At 70.0% G+C, this 16221-nt stretch carries 25 protein-coding genes; 14 read left to right on the plus strand and 11 right to left on the minus strand.

Translation table 11 applies throughout. The features are described from left to right. Positions 1-63 precede the first annotated feature (63 nt). Positions 64-399, minus strand: coding sequence for an RNA recognition motif domain-containing protein (locus IE295_RS23530; RefSeq protein ID WP_190065737.1), 336 nt, complete (start codon positions 397-399; stop codon positions 64-66). A gap of 244 nt (positions 400-643) precedes the next feature. On the opposite strand from IE295_RS23530, the gene IE295_RS23535 reads away from it, so the two are divergent. Beyond that, a complete protein-coding gene (locus IE295_RS23535; RefSeq protein ID WP_190065738.1) occupies positions 644-949 on the plus strand; it encodes a cupin domain-containing protein in 306 nt (101 codons plus the stop codon). Between the two features lie 48 nt (positions 950-997). Here IE295_RS23535 and IE295_RS23540 read toward each other — a convergent pair whose 3' ends face one another. Then, positions 998-1678: a hypothetical protein gene (locus IE295_RS23540; protein ID WP_190065739.1), complete on the minus strand. Its 681-nt coding sequence runs from the start codon at positions 1676-1678 to the stop codon at positions 998-1000. Between the two features lie 157 nt (positions 1679-1835). Between IE295_RS23540 and IE295_RS23545 the strand changes: the two genes are divergently transcribed. Beyond that, positions 1836-2276 carry a GNAT family N-acetyltransferase gene (locus IE295_RS23545; RefSeq protein ID WP_190065740.1) on the plus strand — a complete coding sequence of 147 codons (441 nt, stop codon included), beginning with the start codon at positions 1836-1838 and terminating at the stop codon, positions 2274-2276. A 17-nt stretch (positions 2277-2293) separates the two neighbouring features. Beyond that, a complete protein-coding gene (locus IE295_RS23550; RefSeq protein ID WP_190065741.1) occupies positions 2294-2776 on the plus strand; it encodes a DUF2867 domain-containing protein in 483 nt (160 codons plus the stop codon). 76 nt (positions 2777-2852) lie between these two features. Here IE295_RS23550 and IE295_RS23555 read toward each other — a convergent pair whose 3' ends face one another. Both IE295_RS23555 and IE295_RS23560 read right to left on the minus strand, forming a co-directional pair. Beyond that, on the minus strand, positions 2853-3035 hold the full coding sequence (locus IE295_RS23555) for a hypothetical protein (RefSeq protein ID WP_190065742.1): 183 nt from the start codon (positions 3033-3035) through the stop codon (positions 2853-2855). Between the two features lie 166 nt (positions 3036-3201). Then, positions 3202-3927 carry a hypothetical protein gene (locus tag IE295_RS23560; RefSeq protein WP_190065743.1) on the minus strand — a complete coding sequence of 242 codons (726 nt, stop codon included), beginning with the start codon at positions 3925-3927 and terminating at the stop codon, positions 3202-3204. Between the two features lie 266 nt (positions 3928-4193). Between IE295_RS23560 and IE295_RS23565 the strand changes: the two genes are divergently transcribed. Then, entirely contained in the window at positions 4194-4610 is a 417-nt protein-coding gene (locus IE295_RS23565) for a hypothetical protein (protein ID WP_190065744.1), read from the plus strand. Positions 4611-4629: 19 nt separating this feature from the next. On the opposite strand, the gene IE295_RS23570 is transcribed toward IE295_RS23565, so the two are convergent. After that, entirely contained in the window at positions 4630-4851 is a 222-nt protein-coding gene (locus IE295_RS23570) for a DUF397 domain-containing protein (protein WP_190065745.1), read from the minus strand. An 11-nt stretch (positions 4852-4862) separates the two neighbouring features. Then, positions 4863-5714 (minus strand): helix-turn-helix domain-containing protein, encoded by an 852-nt coding sequence (locus IE295_RS23575; protein WP_190065746.1) that lies wholly within the window; start codon positions 5712-5714, stop codon positions 4863-4865. A 154-nt stretch (positions 5715-5868) separates the two neighbouring features. Here IE295_RS23575 and IE295_RS23580 point away from each other — a divergent pair, with 154 nt between their 5' ends. Both IE295_RS23580 and IE295_RS34485 read left to right on the plus strand, forming a co-directional pair. Further along, entirely contained in the window at positions 5869-6435 is a 567-nt protein-coding gene (locus IE295_RS23580; RefSeq protein ID WP_190065747.1) for an ATP-binding protein, read from the plus strand. Continuing rightward, entirely contained in the window at positions 6432-6719 is a 288-nt protein-coding gene (locus tag IE295_RS34485; RefSeq protein ID WP_224322901.1) for a DUF6255 family natural product biosynthesis protein, read from the plus strand. Before IE295_RS23580 ends, IE295_RS34485 begins: the two co-directional genes overlap by 4 nt. On the opposite strand, the gene IE295_RS23590 is transcribed toward IE295_RS34485, so the two are convergent. Further along, a complete protein-coding gene (locus IE295_RS23590; RefSeq protein WP_190065749.1) occupies positions 6697-7884 on the minus strand; it encodes a DUF1266 domain-containing protein in 1188 nt (395 codons plus the stop codon). The genes IE295_RS34485 and IE295_RS23590 overlap by 23 nt on opposite strands. Positions 7885-8137: 253 nt before the next feature. Here IE295_RS23590 and IE295_RS23595 point away from each other — a divergent pair, with 253 nt between their 5' ends. From IE295_RS23595 to IE295_RS23610, 4 genes are all read left to right on the plus strand, one after another. Beyond that, the gene (locus IE295_RS23595) at positions 8138-8629 is read left to right on the plus strand and encodes a hypothetical protein (RefSeq protein ID WP_190065750.1); all 492 of its coding nucleotides are present in this window, start codon (positions 8138-8140) and stop codon (positions 8627-8629) included. 80 nt (positions 8630-8709) lie between these two features. Further along, positions 8710-9066 carry a histidine triad nucleotide-binding protein gene (locus tag IE295_RS23600; RefSeq protein ID WP_190065751.1) on the plus strand — a complete coding sequence of 119 codons (357 nt, stop codon included), beginning with the start codon at positions 8710-8712 and terminating at the stop codon, positions 9064-9066. A 4-nt stretch (positions 9067-9070) separates the two neighbouring features. Continuing rightward, positions 9071-9979: a ribonuclease Z gene (locus IE295_RS23605; RefSeq protein WP_190065752.1), complete on the plus strand. Its 909-nt coding sequence runs from the start codon at positions 9071-9073 to the stop codon at positions 9977-9979. Between the two features lie 110 nt (positions 9980-10089). Further along, on the plus strand, positions 10090-11028 hold the full coding sequence (locus tag IE295_RS23610) for a helix-turn-helix domain-containing protein (RefSeq protein WP_190065753.1): 939 nt from the start codon (positions 10090-10092) through the stop codon (positions 11026-11028). Positions 11029-11085: 57 nt separating this feature from the next. Here IE295_RS23610 and IE295_RS23615 read toward each other — a convergent pair whose 3' ends face one another. After that, positions 11086-11886 carry an HAD family acid phosphatase gene (locus tag IE295_RS23615; protein ID WP_190065754.1) on the minus strand — a complete coding sequence of 267 codons (801 nt, stop codon included), beginning with the start codon at positions 11884-11886 and terminating at the stop codon, positions 11086-11088. 152 nt (positions 11887-12038) lie between these two features. Here IE295_RS23615 and IE295_RS23620 point away from each other — a divergent pair, with 152 nt between their 5' ends. Beyond that, complete coding sequence (locus tag IE295_RS23620) at positions 12039-13124, plus strand: S-(hydroxymethyl)mycothiol dehydrogenase (protein ID WP_190065755.1); 1086 nt, start codon at positions 12039-12041, stop codon at positions 13122-13124. 242 nt (positions 13125-13366) lie between these two features. After that, entirely contained in the window at positions 13367-13786 is a 420-nt protein-coding gene (locus IE295_RS23625) for a hypothetical protein (RefSeq protein WP_190065756.1), read from the plus strand. A 120-nt stretch (positions 13787-13906) separates the two neighbouring features. Here IE295_RS23625 and cyaB read toward each other — a convergent pair whose 3' ends face one another. From cyaB to IE295_RS33705, 3 genes are read right to left on the minus strand one after another with little or no spacing between them, the layout of a single operon-like run. Then, entirely contained in the window at positions 13907-14470 is a 564-nt protein-coding gene (gene cyaB / locus IE295_RS23630; RefSeq protein WP_190065757.1) for a class IV adenylate cyclase, read from the minus strand. A 16-nt stretch (positions 14471-14486) separates the two neighbouring features. After that, positions 14487-15125, minus strand: coding sequence for an XRE family transcriptional regulator (locus IE295_RS23635; protein ID WP_224322919.1), 639 nt, complete (start codon positions 15123-15125; stop codon positions 14487-14489). Beyond that, positions 15019-15339, minus strand: a complete 321-nt coding sequence (locus IE295_RS33705) for a helix-turn-helix domain-containing protein (RefSeq protein WP_308437407.1) — start codon at positions 15337-15339, stop codon at positions 15019-15021. The genes IE295_RS23635 and IE295_RS33705 overlap by 107 nt, the downstream gene beginning before the upstream one ends. A 155-nt stretch (positions 15340-15494) precedes the next feature. On the opposite strand from IE295_RS33705, the gene IE295_RS23640 reads away from it, so the two are divergent. Together IE295_RS23640 and IE295_RS34490 are read left to right on the plus strand one after the other, a co-directional pair. Continuing rightward, positions 15495-15821 carry a hypothetical protein gene (locus IE295_RS23640; RefSeq protein ID WP_190066023.1) on the plus strand — a complete coding sequence of 109 codons (327 nt, stop codon included), beginning with the start codon at positions 15495-15497 and terminating at the stop codon, positions 15819-15821. Then, positions 15821-16117, plus strand: coding sequence for a DUF6255 family natural product biosynthesis protein (locus tag IE295_RS34490; protein WP_224322900.1), 297 nt, complete (start codon positions 15821-15823; stop codon positions 16115-16117). Before IE295_RS23640 ends, IE295_RS34490 begins: the two co-directional genes overlap by 1 nt. Positions 16118-16221 lie beyond the last annotated feature (104 nt).

Raw genomic sequence — 16221 nt, forward strand, 5'->3', positions numbered from 1 at the left:
TCAGTCAGCTCATGACGACGCACCACGACCAGACAACGCGCTCACCGACTTTGCGGACACGCCCTAGTAGCCGCGGCCGCCACCGCCGTAGCCGCCCTGGTGGCCACCGCCGCTTCCGCCGCCGTAGCCGCCCCTGCCTCCGCCGCCGCTGGGCTTGGCGTTGGCCACGTTGACCTTGAGGCGGCGCCCGTCGAGTTCCTGCTCGTTGAGGCCGTTGATCGCCGCGTCGGCCTCGCCGGCGGAGCCCATGGTGACGAAGCCGAAGCCCCTGGACCGGCCCGTGTCGCGGTCGCGCATGATGATGGCGTCGAGGACCTGGCCGAACTCCGCGAACGCCTGCCTGAGCGTGTCGTCCGTCGTGTTCCAGCCCAGGTTGCCCACGTACAGCTTTGTCGTCATGGCCGGTCTCTCCTCAGGTGATCCACGGGTGATCCACGTGCTGATCCACAGGGCGCCGGAGGCAACACTCCCAGGAGTTCGGCGTTCGCGCCACGGTGCGGTGCCCAACCGAACTCGTCGCACCCGAGAGGTTTTGCCGAACGGTCGACCACCCGTCGTCCCTGGCCGGATAGCGTCCAGGCATCCATTGATCGCGATGCGGACTCCTCCCGGATGACCGGAGGGGCCCGTGAGGAGGCATGCCATGAGTGTGGTCGACCTGGTCCGGACCGCGGACGCGCTGCCGGAGGCGTGGAGGTCCCGTGCGCTGGCCGAGGTGGGAACGGCCCGCGTCAAGGTGCTGCGCATGGACGCGCTGCCGGTCGAGGAGGAGGCGCACGGCGTCACCGAGGTGCTGCTCGTGCTCGACGGCCGGTTGGAACTGACGGTGGAAGGCCTCGAGGTGACGGTGGGGCCGGGGGAGATGTACGAGGTGGTGGCCGGCACCCGGCATGCCGTCCGCGCCGGGAGCCGAGGAACCCTGGTGATTGTGGAAGTGCCCGAGGAGTAGGGGCGGTTCAGGCCGGCCCGGCGGGCGCGGGCGCCGTTGGCGGACGGTCTATCGCGTCGGCGGCTTGGGGAAGTCGGTCGGGAAGCCGGTCGGAGCGCCCGGCAAGTCGGTCGGAAAGCCGGTGGGGAAGTCGTCCGGCGGGCCGCTGGGGAGCGGGGGAAGCGAGGGCATGGAGGGAGGCGCCGGGGCTGCCGGGGGCGCCGGAGACTCAGGTGACGTGGGGGACGAGGGTGACGCCGGCGGCTTCATGTCCCGGGTCCTCTCGAACACGTCCGTCATGATCTGCGTGGTCAGGGAGAACACGGCCGTAGCCGCCAAGCACAGCAGCGTGGCGAAGGCCAGAAAGCCCAGCTGCAGACGGAACTTGCCCCGGGTCCCGCGGTCGCCCGGCGGCAGGGCCGTCGCCAGGTCCGGCCGGCCCTGCGGGTAGCGCACGGGGACGACGTCCCCGTCGAAGACCGTCGAGGGCCCGTCCTCCTCGAAGCGCAGCGTCCGGCCGTCCGGGGTCGTGAACTCGTACGCGTGGCTGACCGTGCTGTTCGTGTGCTGGTGCAGGCCGCGTCGCCACGTCGCCGTGGTCACGAACGTCCGCAGGCAGCGCCCCTCGACGGTCACGCCCCTGTACCAGGCCTCATTGAGGCGTCGGCGCCGTACGATCACGCGGGCCGCGGCGGCGAGCGCACCGGCCGCCATGAGCCCGGGGACGGCCGGGAGGATGTACTGGATCACGAGCACCTCGATAGGCGGGACGGCGGCGCGCTGGTCCATACCAGGCTGTAAGTGATCTTGCCGTCCCGTGTCGTCGCGATCAAGGCATATCCGCGACGGCGTACGCCCGCTGAATTCGATGGCGATCGGCGCGCGGCGTGTGCGCATACTGCGGTTCATGACTGCTGTGGACAAGCCTTTGCTGACCGTCGGCGGAAATGACGCCGAGCTCACCGAGCGGCTCGAGAGCGAACTCGACGCGTTCAACGACGCGGCCACCGGCGGCGTCGCCCACGACGAGTTCTCGGTGCGGGCCACGGGCGACGACGGCGAGCTGATCGGCGGCCTCACCGCCTGGACATGGGGCGGGCTGTGCGGGATCCAGCTGCTGTGGGTGCGGGAGGACCGCCGCGCGGACGGCTGGGGCACGAAGCTGCTGCGCGAGGCCGAAGCCGAGGCCGTACGGCGCGGCTGCGACCGCATGACCGTCTCCTCCTACACCTTCCAGGCGCCGGGCTTCTACGAGCGTCACGGGTACGCGGAAGTCGGCCGCGTGCCGGGCATGCCCGGCGGGCACGCCGACGTCTACCTGTTCAAGGTGCTGACCGCCGGCCGGTGACGAAGGAGGGGCCCTCCATGACCACGACCACCTCGCACGTCCGTCGCGCGGAAGTCCCGCGCGAGACGCGGACCGGGAAGGACTTCTCCAAGCCGCACTACGCCTCGGCGTTCGAACTCCCCGCCCCCGGCGCCGCCACGTCCATGACGCCCGAACAATGGGCGCGGGCCGTCTTCGAGGGTGCTCCCCCTCCACTGCGAAGGGTGTTGTCGTTCGGGTGGCGACGGGCGCTGGGGCTCAGGATGGCGCCAACGTCCCCCCAGTGCGTCCTGGGGTGGCACGTCGCGGAATCCGGACCCCGGTCGGTCGTCCTCGAAGCGCGTTCGCCTCTCATGGCCACCCGTAACACCGTGCTGGTGCGGGAGGCGAGCGTCGTGTGGGTCACCCTCGTCCGCTTCCACCGGCCTCTCGCCCGCCCCGTCTGGGCCGTGGCCGCCCCGGTCCACCACACGGTCGTCCCCTGGCTGCTGAAGCGTGCCCTCGCCCGGGCGGCGGCCTGACAGAGGCCGGCGGGCCCGGCCGTCCCTGACGGGGCGTCCGGGCTGCCGGTCCGGCGCGCCAGAGCTGTGCGGGTCGCTACTCCCTGTGGTGCGCCGCCTGCAGCACCAGGGCGATCCTCGACCGTATCCAGCGGAACAACTCCTGACCTGGAGTCGTGGCAGCCGACTGCAGCACTTTGGTGATGTAGGCATCCGTGGATTCCTGGCCTGCCATCCAGCGATGCCCTGATGCGATGATCGCCGATTCACGCTCAGGCATGACGGTTCCCCCAACCTGTCTCTAGATGCCCATCGACTCTAGTGAGCCGCGAGCGGGGCTCGCTCGGTTTGCAGCATCTTCGCTGTTTCTTACCCTGCCCGGGCCGCCGTCACCCGGGCGTTCGCCGCCCGCCTGCGGCGATAAAGTGGAATATTCGCCGCCGTAGTCAATTCCTGAGGGCATTGGAAACGCCGAACAAGGATGCGAACACCCATACGTATGTTTCGGGCACCTTCGCCCTCGACAGATCCCCGGGATTCGGCGCGTCGATAATCAGGACCCCCTGGAGCTCGTCCCCCGCCCATGCCCCATGGGCGATGATGGATTTGTAGCCGCTCCCCAGCGTGAAGTTCAAATTCGCATCGGGATCCTGGATGTCCTTCGTATATACCGGGACTTTCTGCCCCATCGCATGTCGCAGGTTACGAAATTCATCGGAACCGTTGGCGAACTCCACCGGCGTCCCGTTCGGTCCGCCCGAGACCACCTCGCGCTTCAGGCGCTCGTTCTCCTGGTCGTACGAGTAGAACGAGCACCGCGCCCCGTCGCCCAGGCTCTCCGCCAGCAGCGGTGCCAGGCGCTCGTGAATCTGCCCCACCTTCGCCTGCGCATCGCCCGGCTTCGTGATGCTCTCGCCGATGTAATCGATGATCGGCGCCAGGAGTGCCTCCCGGCGCGCTCTCTCCTGGATCCGCGACTTCTTGTGCAGCCAGAACCCCCAGAGCGGAGGGGCTGTCGCCAGCAGCGCCATGAGGACAATCAGGGCAACCGTCACCGTGCCGTGGGTGCCCTTGGCTATCCAGCCGATGATCAAAATCGCGCCGGGGGGCAGGACGGTGAATGCAAGGATGAGCATGTCCTGCTTTTTGGAGCCGCTCTGGAGATCGGGCATTACACCTTCTTCGGGGGGTTTTCGATTATCCCTGGTGAGGATTTACGCTTCGGGCGGCATCATTATCCCGAACCCCTTCCCTGCCCAGTCGGTACAGTCACCGTTTTTGTGACGTGAGGGCCAGAGCTTGCAGCAATTTGGGGGCGCAATTCGTCGGCGGTGCGCCGTGGTCCCGAGGGTGCGCCCGGTCGGCAGGGCCATATGCCTCGCGGAGCGGACCGGACATAGGTGAGAATGTTCCCTGCTCACCCCTGACCAGGAGATTCATGCACAAGCGTCTTACCCCGCTCGCCCTCTGCCTCGTGGCTGCCGCCGTTCTCGGCACCTCGGCGTGCGACTCGTCCGGCGACAGCCGTGCGAACGGCCCCTCTGCCGCACCGTCCGGCGCGTCCGCGCCCGCCGGCGCCGCGCCCTCCGCGAGCCCGTCGTCCAGCCCCGCGAAGGTACGTACGTTGACCGGCATCATGTCGAAGCTCTACGTCCGGTCCGTCCGGAAGAACTACCCGGACGTGGACCACATCAGCGACGACTCGCTCATCACCTACGGCAATGCCATCTGTGTTGCCCGGAGCACGTCTCCCGACGCCTTCGGCAAGCAGGCCAAGAAGACCATGCAGGACCTCGGCACCACGCCGACGCAGACCGCGCACATCCTGGGCAGCGCGGACGCCTTTTGCCGGTAGGCGACTTGGCGCTCGGTGCTCAGGGGGCGGCAGCTACGGGTTGGGCTGCCGCCGCCCGCGCCAACGTTCCGGCCTTGATGCGGGATATGAGGGGGCGGAGTTTGGCTGGGGTGGTCGTGACGATCACGTTCGGGGCGTCGCTCTCGCGGAGGTGGATCGTTCCGGCTCCCACCGTGGCGATGTACAGGCAGGCGTCGCCCTCGCCGCTGTAGGAGGACTTCTGCCAAAGGAGGGTGGACATCATCATTCTCCTTACAGGGACTGCATGATGCTGCGGATCACGTCGCGTGACTGGCTCACCGGGAGAGCGATCGCCTCCATGCGATCGAGCACGACGCGATATCGCGCGAGTTGCGCATCCGAGTCGAGGAAGACGGAACCCACCTCGGTGTCGAGATGCACGGTGTCGAGCTGATGCACGGGTCCGGTCGCATACAGGATGGATTGACCGGCGCCGGGAAAGTCGCCGGCGTCGAAGGGGATGACACGCACTGTGATGTGTTCCTGCTCGGACATCTTGAGGATGTGCTGAAGCTGGCTGGCTGCCGTGGATGCCCCTCCAAAGCGCATGCGTAGCGCTGCCTCGTGGATCACCGTCGCGCAGGGAGTCGGCTTGTCCCGGTAGAGGACCGCCTGCCGCTTGATGCGGTGGGAAACGCGGTGCTCCACCTCGGGCGGTGAGAGCTCGGGGACGACCTGGCGAAAGATCGCACGTGCGTGTTCCGGGGTCTGGAGCAGGCCGGGTAGATGGGCCACGTATGCCCCGCGCAATGAGGTCGCATGGTGTTCGAGTTCAGCGAGGTTCAGCAGGCCGGCGGACAGAATGCCTCGGTACTGCTCCCACCAGCCGCGTTTGCGCTCACCCGTCATTCCGGCGAGTGCATCGATCAAGGCATGGTCGGAGCATTCGTAGTTCCTGGCCAGTGCTCGTACGCGGTCCGCGCTCACCCCGATACGGCTGGCTTCGATGTTGCTGATCTGCGCCTGGTTGGTGCCGAGCAGTCTGCCTGCCTCGGTCGAGGACATGTCCGCGCGTTCACGCAGCTTTCGTAGCTCGGCGCCGAGGCGGAGTTGACGTCCGGTCGGGTTGCTTCTGACGGGCATGCACTGTCCCTCTGTTCGTACGCGCTACGCAGGCGTCACCCATGGGAGTGGTGGCTGAATCAATTGGGCGCTTACGGCTCAATATCTTCAGCGGTAGCGCTACGGTCTCAGCCAACCGCTTCACGCCAACTCCACCTCCCGCCAGGAGACTTCCATGGCCACCGTATCGCCGTCACAGCCCTGGACGTACACCCTCGAACTGCCGCACGATCCCCGCTCGCCGGGCGTGGCCCGCCTCGCGCTGCGGGCCGTGCTCGACAGTCACGGCATGTCGGAAATCGCCGAGACGGCCGAGCTGTTGGCCTCCGAACTCGTCACCAACGCGTACGTGCACACCGAGGGCCCCTGCTCCCTCCGGCTGCGCGGGCGGGAGGGTGAACGCGTGCGCGTGACCGTGTGGGACACGAGTCCGGTCGTTCCCTCGGAGAGGGCGGCGGGGCCGGACAGTGAGGCCGGTAGAGGGCTGATGCTCGTGCGGGAGTGGGCCGACGACTGGGGGAACTCCACCTCTCATCACGACGGCAAGTCGCTGTGGTTCGAGCTGATGTGCCCGGGGCGCAGTGCGGCGTGCGGGGAGTGTGTGGCGCTGGGGGCCGCGCAGCGGCGGGCCGTGGATGGTGGGGGCAGGCGGAAGGCCGTGGACGCGACCGTCGCCGTGCGGCGGCACGTGCTCGACGCCCACCTCGAGGACGGGACCGAGACCGAGGGCGGTGCGTGGTGAGAGCCAAGTGTGCGCACCCGCAGGGGTGGACGCAGACCGGGGCCGGGGCCGGAGCGTGGCGGTGCGAGCGGTGCGGGACCCGGCGGTTCACGCATTACGCGTCGCTGCGGCCGCCGGGGTTGCCCGCCGCCGTCACGCCGAGCCCCGCCGCCCGCCGCGCCGCCGACCGTGCGGCGGCGCGGAACGTGGCCGGAGCCTGGGCCCGGCCCCGGCGGCCCCGCTGGGCCTCGTACGCCGGCAAAAATGCGTGGCACGCCTGCTTCACTGCCGCCACGGCAGGGTGAGCCAGGGGCTGTCCGGGTTCTCGGCGGCGTCCATGAGGATGCGGTGGGGTTCGAGGACGCTGGTGTACCAGGAGCCGAATTCCTCGGTGTCGAAGCGCATGACGCGCCCGAGCGCGTAGCCGGCCGAGAAGTCCGCCCACGAGGTGTGGTGTTCCCGGCTCAGCGCGCCTGCCCGCCGGATCGCCTCCTCCGCCGCGGCTTCCGAGCAGAGCCGGGCGCCCAGGCCCCAGCGGGCGAAGCTGACGGCGCGGCCGTAGTCGTAGGCGAGCGCGCTGCGTACGTAGCCGTCGGGCTCGATCAGGCCGTCGGCGCGGAAGCGGGCCTCGTAGCGGAGGATGCGGCCTATGAGGGGCTGGATCACGGCCTCGTCGAGGGGCCGTTCGTCCAGCTGGTCGAGTATTTCGGTGCAGGCGCGGCGCCAGGTGTCCGCGTCGAGGTGCGTGTCCGTGCCGCGGGAGAGCTCGCGGCGGACGCGGAGGGCGAATTCGGGTTCCCCGGGGCTGTTGCGGCCTTCCAGCAGGGCGTCCATCTGCTCCTGCCAGGCCTGAGGGGTGGTGGTGGCCCATCCGTCGCGCAGGATCTCGGCGTCGCGCTCGTAGTCGTCGTAGACGTCGCCGAGGTCGTTCCACAGCACGCCGTTGCGTACGGACAGGTGGGCTCCGCAGGCCAGCGCGTGGGCGAGGGGGCCGGTGCGGTAGCCGGTGGCCTTGGTGAGGAGGGAGACGGGGCGGTCGCCGAGCAGGTGGCGCTTCGCCGTGCGCTTCCAGCGGCGGACGTCCCAGGGGCCCGAGGTCAGGAGCATGGCGGCGGGTGTGCCGGGGTTGACGTGCAGGGAGAAGCGGCGGCCCGGCCAGTCGTGGGCGAGGTCGTGCAGCGACGTGCGGACGGCGACGAACTGGGCCCGGCGCGGCAGTCGTTCTCCCGCCGTGCGGACCACGATGCACCAGTTGCCCTGGCCGTCCTCGTAGGGGATCCACGCGGGCCGGCCGCCCGAGGCGTCCCTGTGGTCCTTCGGCAGGTACAGGAACAGGTCCGCTTGCGCGAGGACGCGCAGATAGCGCGCCCGGTCGCCGGCCTTCGCCGCGTCGTGCAGGTCTCGCTCGATCCGGGTCGGCGGCGACCACGACCGGGACGCCGCCATCGCACGTGGTTTCGAAGTGCTCACGGGCTCCGACTGTACGACCCCGCCGGTGACGGCATGTTCGCGGTTCTCCCACGCGCCGCCCGCCGCCTCCCGGGTATGGCCCAGAGGCGTTCTTCCCCATGGATCGGGCCAGTGGGACACTCCCGCTATGGGTGCGTTGAGGCGCATACGTCTTTCACGGCGTCATTCCCGGGGTCTTTCCCGGCGTCTTTCCGGACGTCTTTCCCGGGCGCGGTACGCGGCGGGTGCCGCCGCGCTCACCGGCGCGGCCGTCATGGCCGTCGCGGGCTGCGAGCCCGTCGGCGGGCTCGACGCCGTGACCGTCGCCGTCACCACGCAGAAGCTGGCCGCCGGCGCGCTCGACCACGAGGGCGTGAAGACGGCCTGGCTGAACTGCCACGGCAAGGCCGAGAACGGCGGCCCGGACGGCGGCGGTGCCACCCAGCCCGTGACCGTCGTCGGCGTCGACTGCGAGGGCCGCACGGACACCGGCAAGAAGATCATCGTCTTCGGCAGGGTCACCGGCATCACCGGCCAGTCCTGCGTACGCGGCCTGCTCACCGCCAAGGTCGACGGGCGCACGGTGTTCTCGCTGAGCGTCCTCGGCGACTGCGGTCACACGGGCGGGGACAAGCCGCCCGGTCAGCCGAAGCCGCCGGACGGGCCCAGGCCGCCGGACGGGCCGAAGCCCCCGTCGGGCCCGCACGTCCCGGCGCCCGGCCCCTCGGCGAGCTGCACCGACAAGGCGCCGGTGCAGGGCAAGTGACGGGCCGGGTCATCACGCCCGTACGGACGGACCGGTAACATCCGGACCGTACGAGCCGATGACCCGGGAGGAGCCCACCGGTGGCGGGAGAACCGCAGGCCGACTGCCTGTTCTGCAAGATCGTCTCGGGTGATGTGCCCGCGACGGTCGTCAAGGAGACCGAGACGACCCTCGCGTTCCGCGACATCAATCCCCAGGCGCCCGTGCACTGCCTGGTGATCCCCAAGGTGCACTACCCCGACGCCGGCTCCCTCGCCGCCGCCGCGCCCGAGATCGCCGCCGACGTGCTGCGAGAGGCCGGCGAGGTCGCCCTCCAGGAGAACGGCGACAAGGGCTTCCGCATCGTCTTCAACACCGGCGCCGGCGCCGGGCAGACCGTCTTCCACGCGCACGCCCACGTCCTCGGCGGCCGTGGCTTCAACTGGCCCCCGGGATAACCCCTTGTCCGTCCGCGAACTCGTCGTCCTCGGCACCGCCAGCCAGGTGCCCACCCGGCACCGCAACCACAACGGCTACGTCCTGCTCTGGGACGGCGACGGCCTGATGTTCGACCCCGGCGAGGGCACCCAGCGGCAGATGCTGCGCGCCGGGGTGGCCGCCCACGACATCAACCGGATCTGCGTCACGCACTTCCACGGCGACCACTCCCTCGGCCTCGCCGGGGTGATCCAGCGCATCAACCTCGACCGGGTGCCGCACCCCGTCACCGCGCACTACCCCGCCAGCGGCGAACGCTTCTTCAAGCGGCTGCGGTACGCCACGGCCTACCGCGAGACGGTCAAGCTGGTCCAGGAGCCGGTGGCGGGCACGGGCGCGGTGCTGGCCGACACGCCGTCGTACGTCCTCGAGGCGCGCCGGCTCTCGCACCCCGTGGAGTCCTACGGCTACCGCCTCGTCGAGCCCGACGGGCGCCGGATGCTGCCGGAGCTGCTGGCGGAGCGCGGCATCAGCGGTCCGGACGTCGGCCGGCTGATGCGCGAGGGCGCGGTCGGCGGGGTCAGCCTGGACGAGGTGAGCGAGGTGCGGCGCGGGCAGCGCTTCGCGTTCGTGATGGACACCCGGCTGTGCGACGGCGTCCACCAGCTGGCCGAGGGCTGCGACATGCTCGTCATCGAGTCGACCTTCACGGACGAGGACGAGGCCCTGGCCACCGAGCACGGCCACCTGACGGCGGGCCAGGCCGGCCGGGTCGCGGCCGCGGCGGGTGTACGGCATCTGGTGCTCACCCACTTCTCGCAGCGCTACGACGACCCGTCGGTCTTCGAACACCAGGCGCGGGCGGCGGGCTTCGACGGCGAGCTGACCGTCGCCCGGGACCTGATGCGCGTACCGGTGCCGAAGCGGCGCTGAGCGGTCCGCGTGACTCCGGCGTACTGGATGGCCGGACGGACGGCCGGGCGGCCGGGCGCGTGGCGGAAAGCGGGGTTGCGGCTTCGCGCGCGCCTGCCACCATGTGCACCATGAGCGAGCAGGGGGGACCGGATCCGGCCCGTGCGCGTGACGCGGCCGATCTGGTGGGGCTGATGCGAGAGCTGCGGGACCGTTCCGGGCTCACCTACCGCCAACTTCAGGAGCGGGCCGCCGAACAAGGGAGGGTGCTGCCGCGCAGCACCATCTCCGCCGCCCTCGCCAGGACCGCCGTGCCGCGCGCCGAGGTCCTCGAGGCCCTGGTGACGGCATGCGGCGACGAGCCGCGGCTCGGGGCGTGGCTGGAGGCCAGGGAGCGGATCGCCGGGCAGGAGCGGGGCGTTCCGGGTGGTGATGGTGATGGTGATGGTGATGGTGATGACGGCGGTGATGGCGGTGACCGCGGTCACGGCGGGACGGCCGTGGATACCGCCCCGGCGGTGGGACGGACCGGGCGCAGACGGAGATGGCGCGGCCTGCCGGGGGCGGCGTTACGGCCGCGGCTGATGTGGCTGCCGATGGCGGCGGCCGTGCTGGCCCTCGGCTACGGGGCGTTCGGCGTGGTGCTGCCGCGGACGAACGGCGACGAGCGGTCGTCCGCCAGGACGAGCGCGGCCGAAACGCTGCGGGACCACGGCGGCCCGTTCAGTCTCTTCGAGGCGCGGAGCACCAAGGGCGCGACGATCGCGAGCGTGGGGTACCGCTACTGGGACACCGGAGACGGGTGGTACGGCATCGAGTATGTGATGCCGCAGTCCCGGGACGACCGCGACGCGTACGACGACGGCTGGGGCGGTCGGCTGATCATGCACTACGAGGACAGCCGCGGCAGTCACACGGCCGCCCTGGTCGACAACCCCGACGGCGCACAGGACGTCGGCAGGAACGGCGTTCGTTACGGCCTGAAGAACGTGTGGTTCGAGGTCTGCGACTCCAACGGGCGGGAGCTGCACAGCTGCCAGCGGCTGCGCAAGGCCCGGACCCGGACCTGAGGTCCGGGCCGCGGGTCGCGGGCCGCTGGTCGCTGGACCGCGCCGAGCCGGGAGGGCTTACGGCAGGTAGTACATCGGGTTGGGGAGCTTGTACGTGCGGTCGGCGTAGCCGCCCTTGAGGTCGCTGTGCTGGTCGCCGAAGTTGGCGACGATGTCGAAGCCCTTGGACTCGATGTACTTGCGGGTGCCCGACTTGTACTCGACGGTGGTGCACTTCGCGCCGCACGGGAGGTAGGCGGGCGGGTTCTGCTTGTTCTTCAGGAAGAAGTGCCCGGTGTCGGCCACGGGCTTGTAGCCGACGTTCTTGAGGTTGCGGGCGCTCCACTCGCGCTGGTGCTCGCCGCGGCCGGTGACGTAGAAGACCTCGATGCCCTGGGACTTGGCCCAGTTGACGAGCTTCGGCATGCCGAAGACGGCCGCCATGTCGGTGGACTTCAGGTACGCGTCCTGCGACTCGGGCGTGAAGTGGAAGCCCACCTGGAGCTCGTAGTTGTACGTCAGCAGCGTGGTGTCGTCCAGGTCCAGCACGATGGCGGGCTTCTTCGCGCCCTTCTTGGCGTGGGCGCGGTTCTTGACGACCTTCTCGAGCTGGGCCTTGGCCTTCTTCTCGATGTCGGCGACCTGCTTGGCGTAGTTGCTGTCCGGCGAGGCGTAGTGCTGGCCGGAGGCGTCGACCGTGTCGCCGTAGAAGGCCTTGATCTTGTCCTGGACCTGGGTGAGGTTCGGGATCCCCTTGTCCGTGCGGGGCACCGAGTGGTCGGCCGAGGCCGCGCCGGCGGTGTAGAGGCCGGCGCCGACGGCCAGCGCGGCGGTGGCCGCGGCGATGCGCACGCGGGTGGACTTGAGGGAGAGCGACACTTTAGTGACTCCTGGGTAACAAGGAAGGTGCAGCGCGAAGCTAAGGCGCTCGACACGTGCCGGTCAAGGGTCCTCTACGCGCGGAGAAAGATCCTTGGGCGTACCGTGACCATGTCGGACAACGCAGCGACGAGAAGGGTGGGGCGCTGACCATGGCGCAGGAAGTTCGCGGAGTCATCGCACCGGGGAAGAACGAACCGGTCCGGGTCGAGACGATCGTCGTACCGGACCCGGGTCCCGGCGAGGCCGTGGTGAAGATCCAGGCGTGCGGCGTGTGCCACACCGACCTGCACTACAAGCAGGGCGGCATCAACGACGACTTCCCCTTCCTCCTCGGCCACGAGGCCGCGGGCGTGGTCGAGTCCGTCGGCGAGGGCGTCAGCGAGGTCGCCCCCGGCGACTTCGTCATCCTCAACTGGCGGGCCGTCTGCGGCCAGTGCCGCGCCTGCCTGCGGGGCCGCCCGCAGTACTGCTTCGCCACGCACAACGCCAAGCAGAAGATGACCCTCACCGACGGCACGGAGCTCTCGCCCGCCCTCGGCATCGGCGCCTTCGCCGAGAAGACCCTGGTCGCCGCCGGGCAGTGCACCAAGGTCGACCCGGCCGTGTCCCCGGCCGTCGCGGGCCTCCTCGGCTGCGGCGTGATGGCCGGCATCGGGGCCGCGATCAACACCGGCGGCGTGGGGCGCGGCGACTCCGTCGCCGTCATCGGCTGCGGCGGCGTCGGCGACGCGGCCATCGCAGGCTCCCGCCTGGCGGGCGCGGCCCGCATCATCGCCGTCGACGTCGACGACCGCAAGCTCGAGATGGCCCGCGGCATGGGCGCCACCCACACCGTCAATTCGCGGACCACGGACCCCGTCGAGGCCATCCGCGAGCTCACCGGCGGCTTCGGCGCCGACGTCGTCATCGAGGCGGTCGGCCGCCCCGAGACGTACGAGCAGGCCTTCTACGCGCGCGACCTGGCCGGCACCGTGGTCCTGGTCGGCGTGCCGACGCCCGACATGAAGATCGAGCTCCCGCTCCTGGACGTCTTCGGCCGGGGCGGCGCCCTGAAGTCCTCCTGGTACGGCGACTGCCTCCCCTCGCGGGACTTCCCCATGCTGATCGACCTCCACCAGCAGGGCCGCCTGGACCTCGGCGCGTTCGTCACGGAGACGATCGGACTCGACGACATCGAGAAGGCGTTCGAGCGCATGCACACGGGTGATGTGCTGCGGTCGGTGGTGGTCTTCTAACCCGGCACGTGGGGGCGGGCCGGCGTGGCGGCCCGCCCCGCGTTCCGGCTTTCGGAGGGGGCCGAGAGGCCATGGGGGAGGGGTGGAGCGGGGTGGAGCGGCGGGCTCGGACTCGGAGGGGTGTCGAGGCGGCAGCGCGGGCGGCGATGGCCACCTGCGTGGCTGGCGCCCTCGCCGGCTGCATCGCAGGGGAAGCCCGTCCCGCGGAGCGCACGCCCGGCCCCGCGGGAGCCGAAGTCACCGTGATCCGCGGCGACAGGACGTACCCCCTGACCGCCAAGATCACGAACTGGGAGGTGAAGCCGCACCCCCAGGTTCCCGAGCGAGGGAACGCGGTGCACTACGCCTACCGGCTGACCAGGACCGGCACCCTGCCGGAAACCATGGTGCAAATCGAGGCGTGCGCGGTGGACTCGGCGGATGTCGTGCTCCTGTGCGACACCATCAGCGTGCACCAGACACCCGAGACTCCCGTGGAAGACCGCGACTCCTGGATCGGCCCCGGCTCCGATTCCCATCTGTCACGCACGGCCCGCGTCGTCGTCATCCCCGACCAGATGCTCGACGACGGCCACGCCCATGACCCCAAGGACCACGACGGCTACACCCCGCCCCGCCGCCCGGGACCAGGGGACAAGCTGCGCACTTTCGGTGCGCGGTGACATCGGCGAGCTGACCTTGGCGGTCAGCCCAGCCGCGCAGCGGCCCGGGCGAAGCCCGGCACTCCACCGGGGGCTAGAGCAGCTTGTCGGCGTCGTCGAGTTCGTAGCCCCACCTGTCGCCTATCGCCGAGTGCCGCGGCGTGCGGCAACAGCCTCGGTGTACAACTCCCGCGTCAGGTCCTCGGGACCGATGCCGAGCTCGGCCAGCACGGAGCGAAGGTCGTCGAGTGCCTCGACGACGTCGGCCTCGTCCACCAGGGTCTCCAGCTCCAGGAACGTGCCGTCGATCTCCGGCACGCGAACAAGCGTCGCCAGCATTCGCCGGCCGACGGCCTCGACATCGTAATTCCGGCACCGTTTCTCGAATGCGATCACGGGCCGATACCCAAGGCCGAGCAACATCGCGTGTACGGCGGCGGCGTTCGCCACCTCGGTCTCGTGCTCGGGCTTGGACCCGGAAGCCTCCTCGACCACGGCATCCTTGAAGGTCAGCACCGTCCGGGTGGCGTCGGCGCCGTGCACAGTGCGTAGGCGGAGCTCCTGGTCGGCCTTCTGCAGGGTCTTGTCCGGCCGGTCGTAGTAGGTGTCCTTGTACACCTCGAAGCGGGCGGTGGCACGCTCGTCGAGTTGCCGCATGACCGCCTCGGGAGCGTGCACTCGGGCCTTCAATTCCGCCTCGATCACACTTGCCTCTTCCAATTCAGACCGTGCGGTCGGCCCCCTGCACAACCGCCTCGAACATCCTTCTGAAGCCCCGGAACAAAGGGCCGTTCGGCGTCTCCATTACCTTGTACGTCGCCGATTCGTGCCCCTCCCAGCCGGCGTCGAAGGCACCGACGAACATGGTGCTGTCCATACGGATGAGCCGCCAAGTGGGCAACATGCCGTATCGGTACACCTGGATGTCACAGGTGCCGGCCAGCTCGCGCAATCTCGTCTCTGCCCAGAGGACGCCGCTCGCCAGCGACTCAGTACTCTCGCCGATCTCCGCGGCCCGCTGCACCAGGGACTCCGAGTCAGGGCCCAGGAGCAGAACGCGCACCCGCAAGCCCGTACCGCCCTGATCGCGAGGGAGACAGGCGCGCAGAAGCGAGTCGTTCAATCCGATCAGCCCAAGGCCACGCACGGCGAGGACGTCCAGCTCTTCGGCTTCGCAAGCGTGTTGCTGGATCTCCTGAGCGGCCGAGCCCTGAGCGGAGTACACCCGGACGACCTCGGGAAACGCCGCAAGGTCAAAGGCAACGCCGCCGCTCCGTTTCTCGCGTCCCGGCAGCCGGCCCGAGAAGGTGACGGGCGTCGTCAGGCATGCACAGGCCGTCTGCAATGCGCTCGTAGACATCGAGCCGCGCCACCTCGCGTCGCCCGTTGATGATCTCGTTCACACGCGCCTGCTGCATACCCACTGCTGTGGCGATACGCGCCTGACTCGCACCGGCGTACTGCTGGACGTAGCGGAACACGGCCCCAACGTTCCGTGCGCGCAACGCCTGCCGGACTTCCGCTCGCTCCCAGGCCCAGCTGGGCATTTCAACCGGCACCAGTGCTGGCGGCATCAAGCCTCCTGTCCACGCAGGAAGTTATCGCACGGTGAGATTACCGGTCGGATATGGGCTGGGCAGGCAGTCTCGGCGAATCCTGGCAGCGACCTGCCGGACTCTTCCCGAAGACGCCGGAGTTCGAAGTGAGAACAGACCCGAAGGGAAGCATCGTGCACGACAACCCCAGCCCGCCGGAGGCGATGACGTACCGCGAAGGTACGTACGTGATCGACACGCGCAGCGGGCGGATGGCACAGGTGATGGGAACCGTGGGCCCGCGGGTACAGCTGCGGCGACCCGGTGGTGGGCGGGAGTGGGAGGTGACGCCCGTGGCGTTGCGGCTGGCGACGCGGGAGGAGCGGGCGGTGGTGTCCGGGTGCGCGGAATGCGTCGCACTGCGGGCCGCGCAGCGGCAAGCCGTGGACGAGGGCGGGACCCAGCAGGCGGTGGAGGCCACGACGGCGGTGCGTCGGCATGTGCGCGAGGTGCACGCGTGATGAGTGTGAGGACCGGGATCAACTGCCCGCATCAGGCGGGGTGGACGCAGTCCGAGGACGGCGTGTGGCGCTGCGCGAGGTGCGGTACGCGGCGGTTCACGGACTACGGGGCCTTGCGGCCACCGGGGTTGCCGGAGGCGAAGGCGCCGAGGCCTGGCGCACGGCGAGCGGCGGATCGCAGGGCGGCGAATTTCATCACGTTCCGCCTGCCGCGTGGCCTCCGGTGGGGCCGCACGGAGGCGGAGTGCCGGGCTTCGCCCGGGGCTGCTCCGCTGCGCTTCGCAGCGGCTAAGTGATTCTGCGCCGCTGTGCGGCTTGGGCGGGGAGGCGCGGGGCTGCGCCCGGGGCCGTCCGCTGGCGCGGCCGGAGTGCGAAGCCCGGCGCCGGGACGGGCACCCCG

This window comes from Streptomyces griseocarneus, from assembly GCF_014655595.1.
In the GTDB taxonomy this organism is placed as follows: Bacteria; Actinomycetota; Actinomycetes; order Streptomycetales; family Streptomycetaceae; genus Streptomyces; species Streptomyces griseocarneus.

Excerpts from the sequence above, each read along its gene's own strand:
- IE295_RS23535 (WP_190065738.1), top strand. The coding sequence starts at position 644 with ATGAGTGTGGTCGACCTGGTCCGGACCGCGGACGCGCTGCCGGAGGCG.
- IE295_RS23595 (WP_190065750.1), top strand. The coding sequence starts at position 8,138 with ATGGCCGTCGCGGGCTGCGAGCCCGTCGGCGGGCTCGACGCCGTGACC.
- IE295_RS23580 (WP_190065747.1), top strand. The coding sequence starts at position 5,869 with ATGGCCACCGTATCGCCGTCACAGCCCTGGACGTACACCCTCGAACTG.
- IE295_RS23620 (WP_190065755.1), top strand. The coding sequence starts at position 12,039 with ATGGCGCAGGAAGTTCGCGGAGTCATCGCACCGGGGAAGAACGAACCG.
- IE295_RS34490 (WP_224322900.1), top strand. The coding sequence starts at position 15,821 with ATGAGTGTGAGGACCGGGATCAACTGCCCGCATCAGGCGGGGTGGACG.
- IE295_RS23555 (WP_190065742.1), bottom strand. The coding sequence starts at position 3,035 with ATGCCTGAGCGTGAATCGGCGATCATCGCATCAGGGCATCGCTGGATG.
- IE295_RS23560 (WP_190065743.1), bottom strand. The coding sequence starts at position 3,927 with ATGCCCGATCTCCAGAGCGGCTCCAAAAAGCAGGACATGCTCATCCTT.
- IE295_RS23575 (WP_190065746.1), bottom strand. The coding sequence starts at position 5,714 with ATGCCCGTCAGAAGCAACCCGACCGGACGTCAACTCCGCCTCGGCGCC.
- IE295_RS23635 (WP_224322919.1), bottom strand. The coding sequence starts at position 15,125 with ATGTCTACGAGCGCATTGCAGACGGCCTGTGCATGCCTGACGACGCCC.
- IE295_RS23570 (WP_190065745.1), bottom strand. The coding sequence starts at position 4,851 with ATGTCCACCCTCCTTTGGCAGAAGTCCTCCTACAGCGGCGAGGGCGAC.
- IE295_RS23545 (WP_190065740.1), top strand. The coding sequence starts at position 1,836 with ATGACTGCTGTGGACAAGCCTTTGCTGACCGTCGGCGGAAATGACGCC.
- IE295_RS23610 (WP_190065753.1), top strand. The coding sequence starts at position 10,090 with ATGAGCGAGCAGGGGGGACCGGATCCGGCCCGTGCGCGTGACGCGGCC.
- IE295_RS33705 (WP_308437407.1), bottom strand. The coding sequence starts at position 15,339 with ATGCCGCCAGCACTGGTGCCGGTTGAAATGCCCAGCTGGGCCTGGGAG.
- IE295_RS23550 (WP_190065741.1), top strand. The coding sequence starts at position 2,294 with ATGACCACGACCACCTCGCACGTCCGTCGCGCGGAAGTCCCGCGCGAG.
- IE295_RS23530 (WP_190065737.1), bottom strand. The coding sequence starts at position 399 with ATGACGACAAAGCTGTACGTGGGCAACCTGGGCTGGAACACGACGGAC.
- IE295_RS23565 (WP_190065744.1), top strand. The coding sequence starts at position 4,194 with ATGCACAAGCGTCTTACCCCGCTCGCCCTCTGCCTCGTGGCTGCCGCC.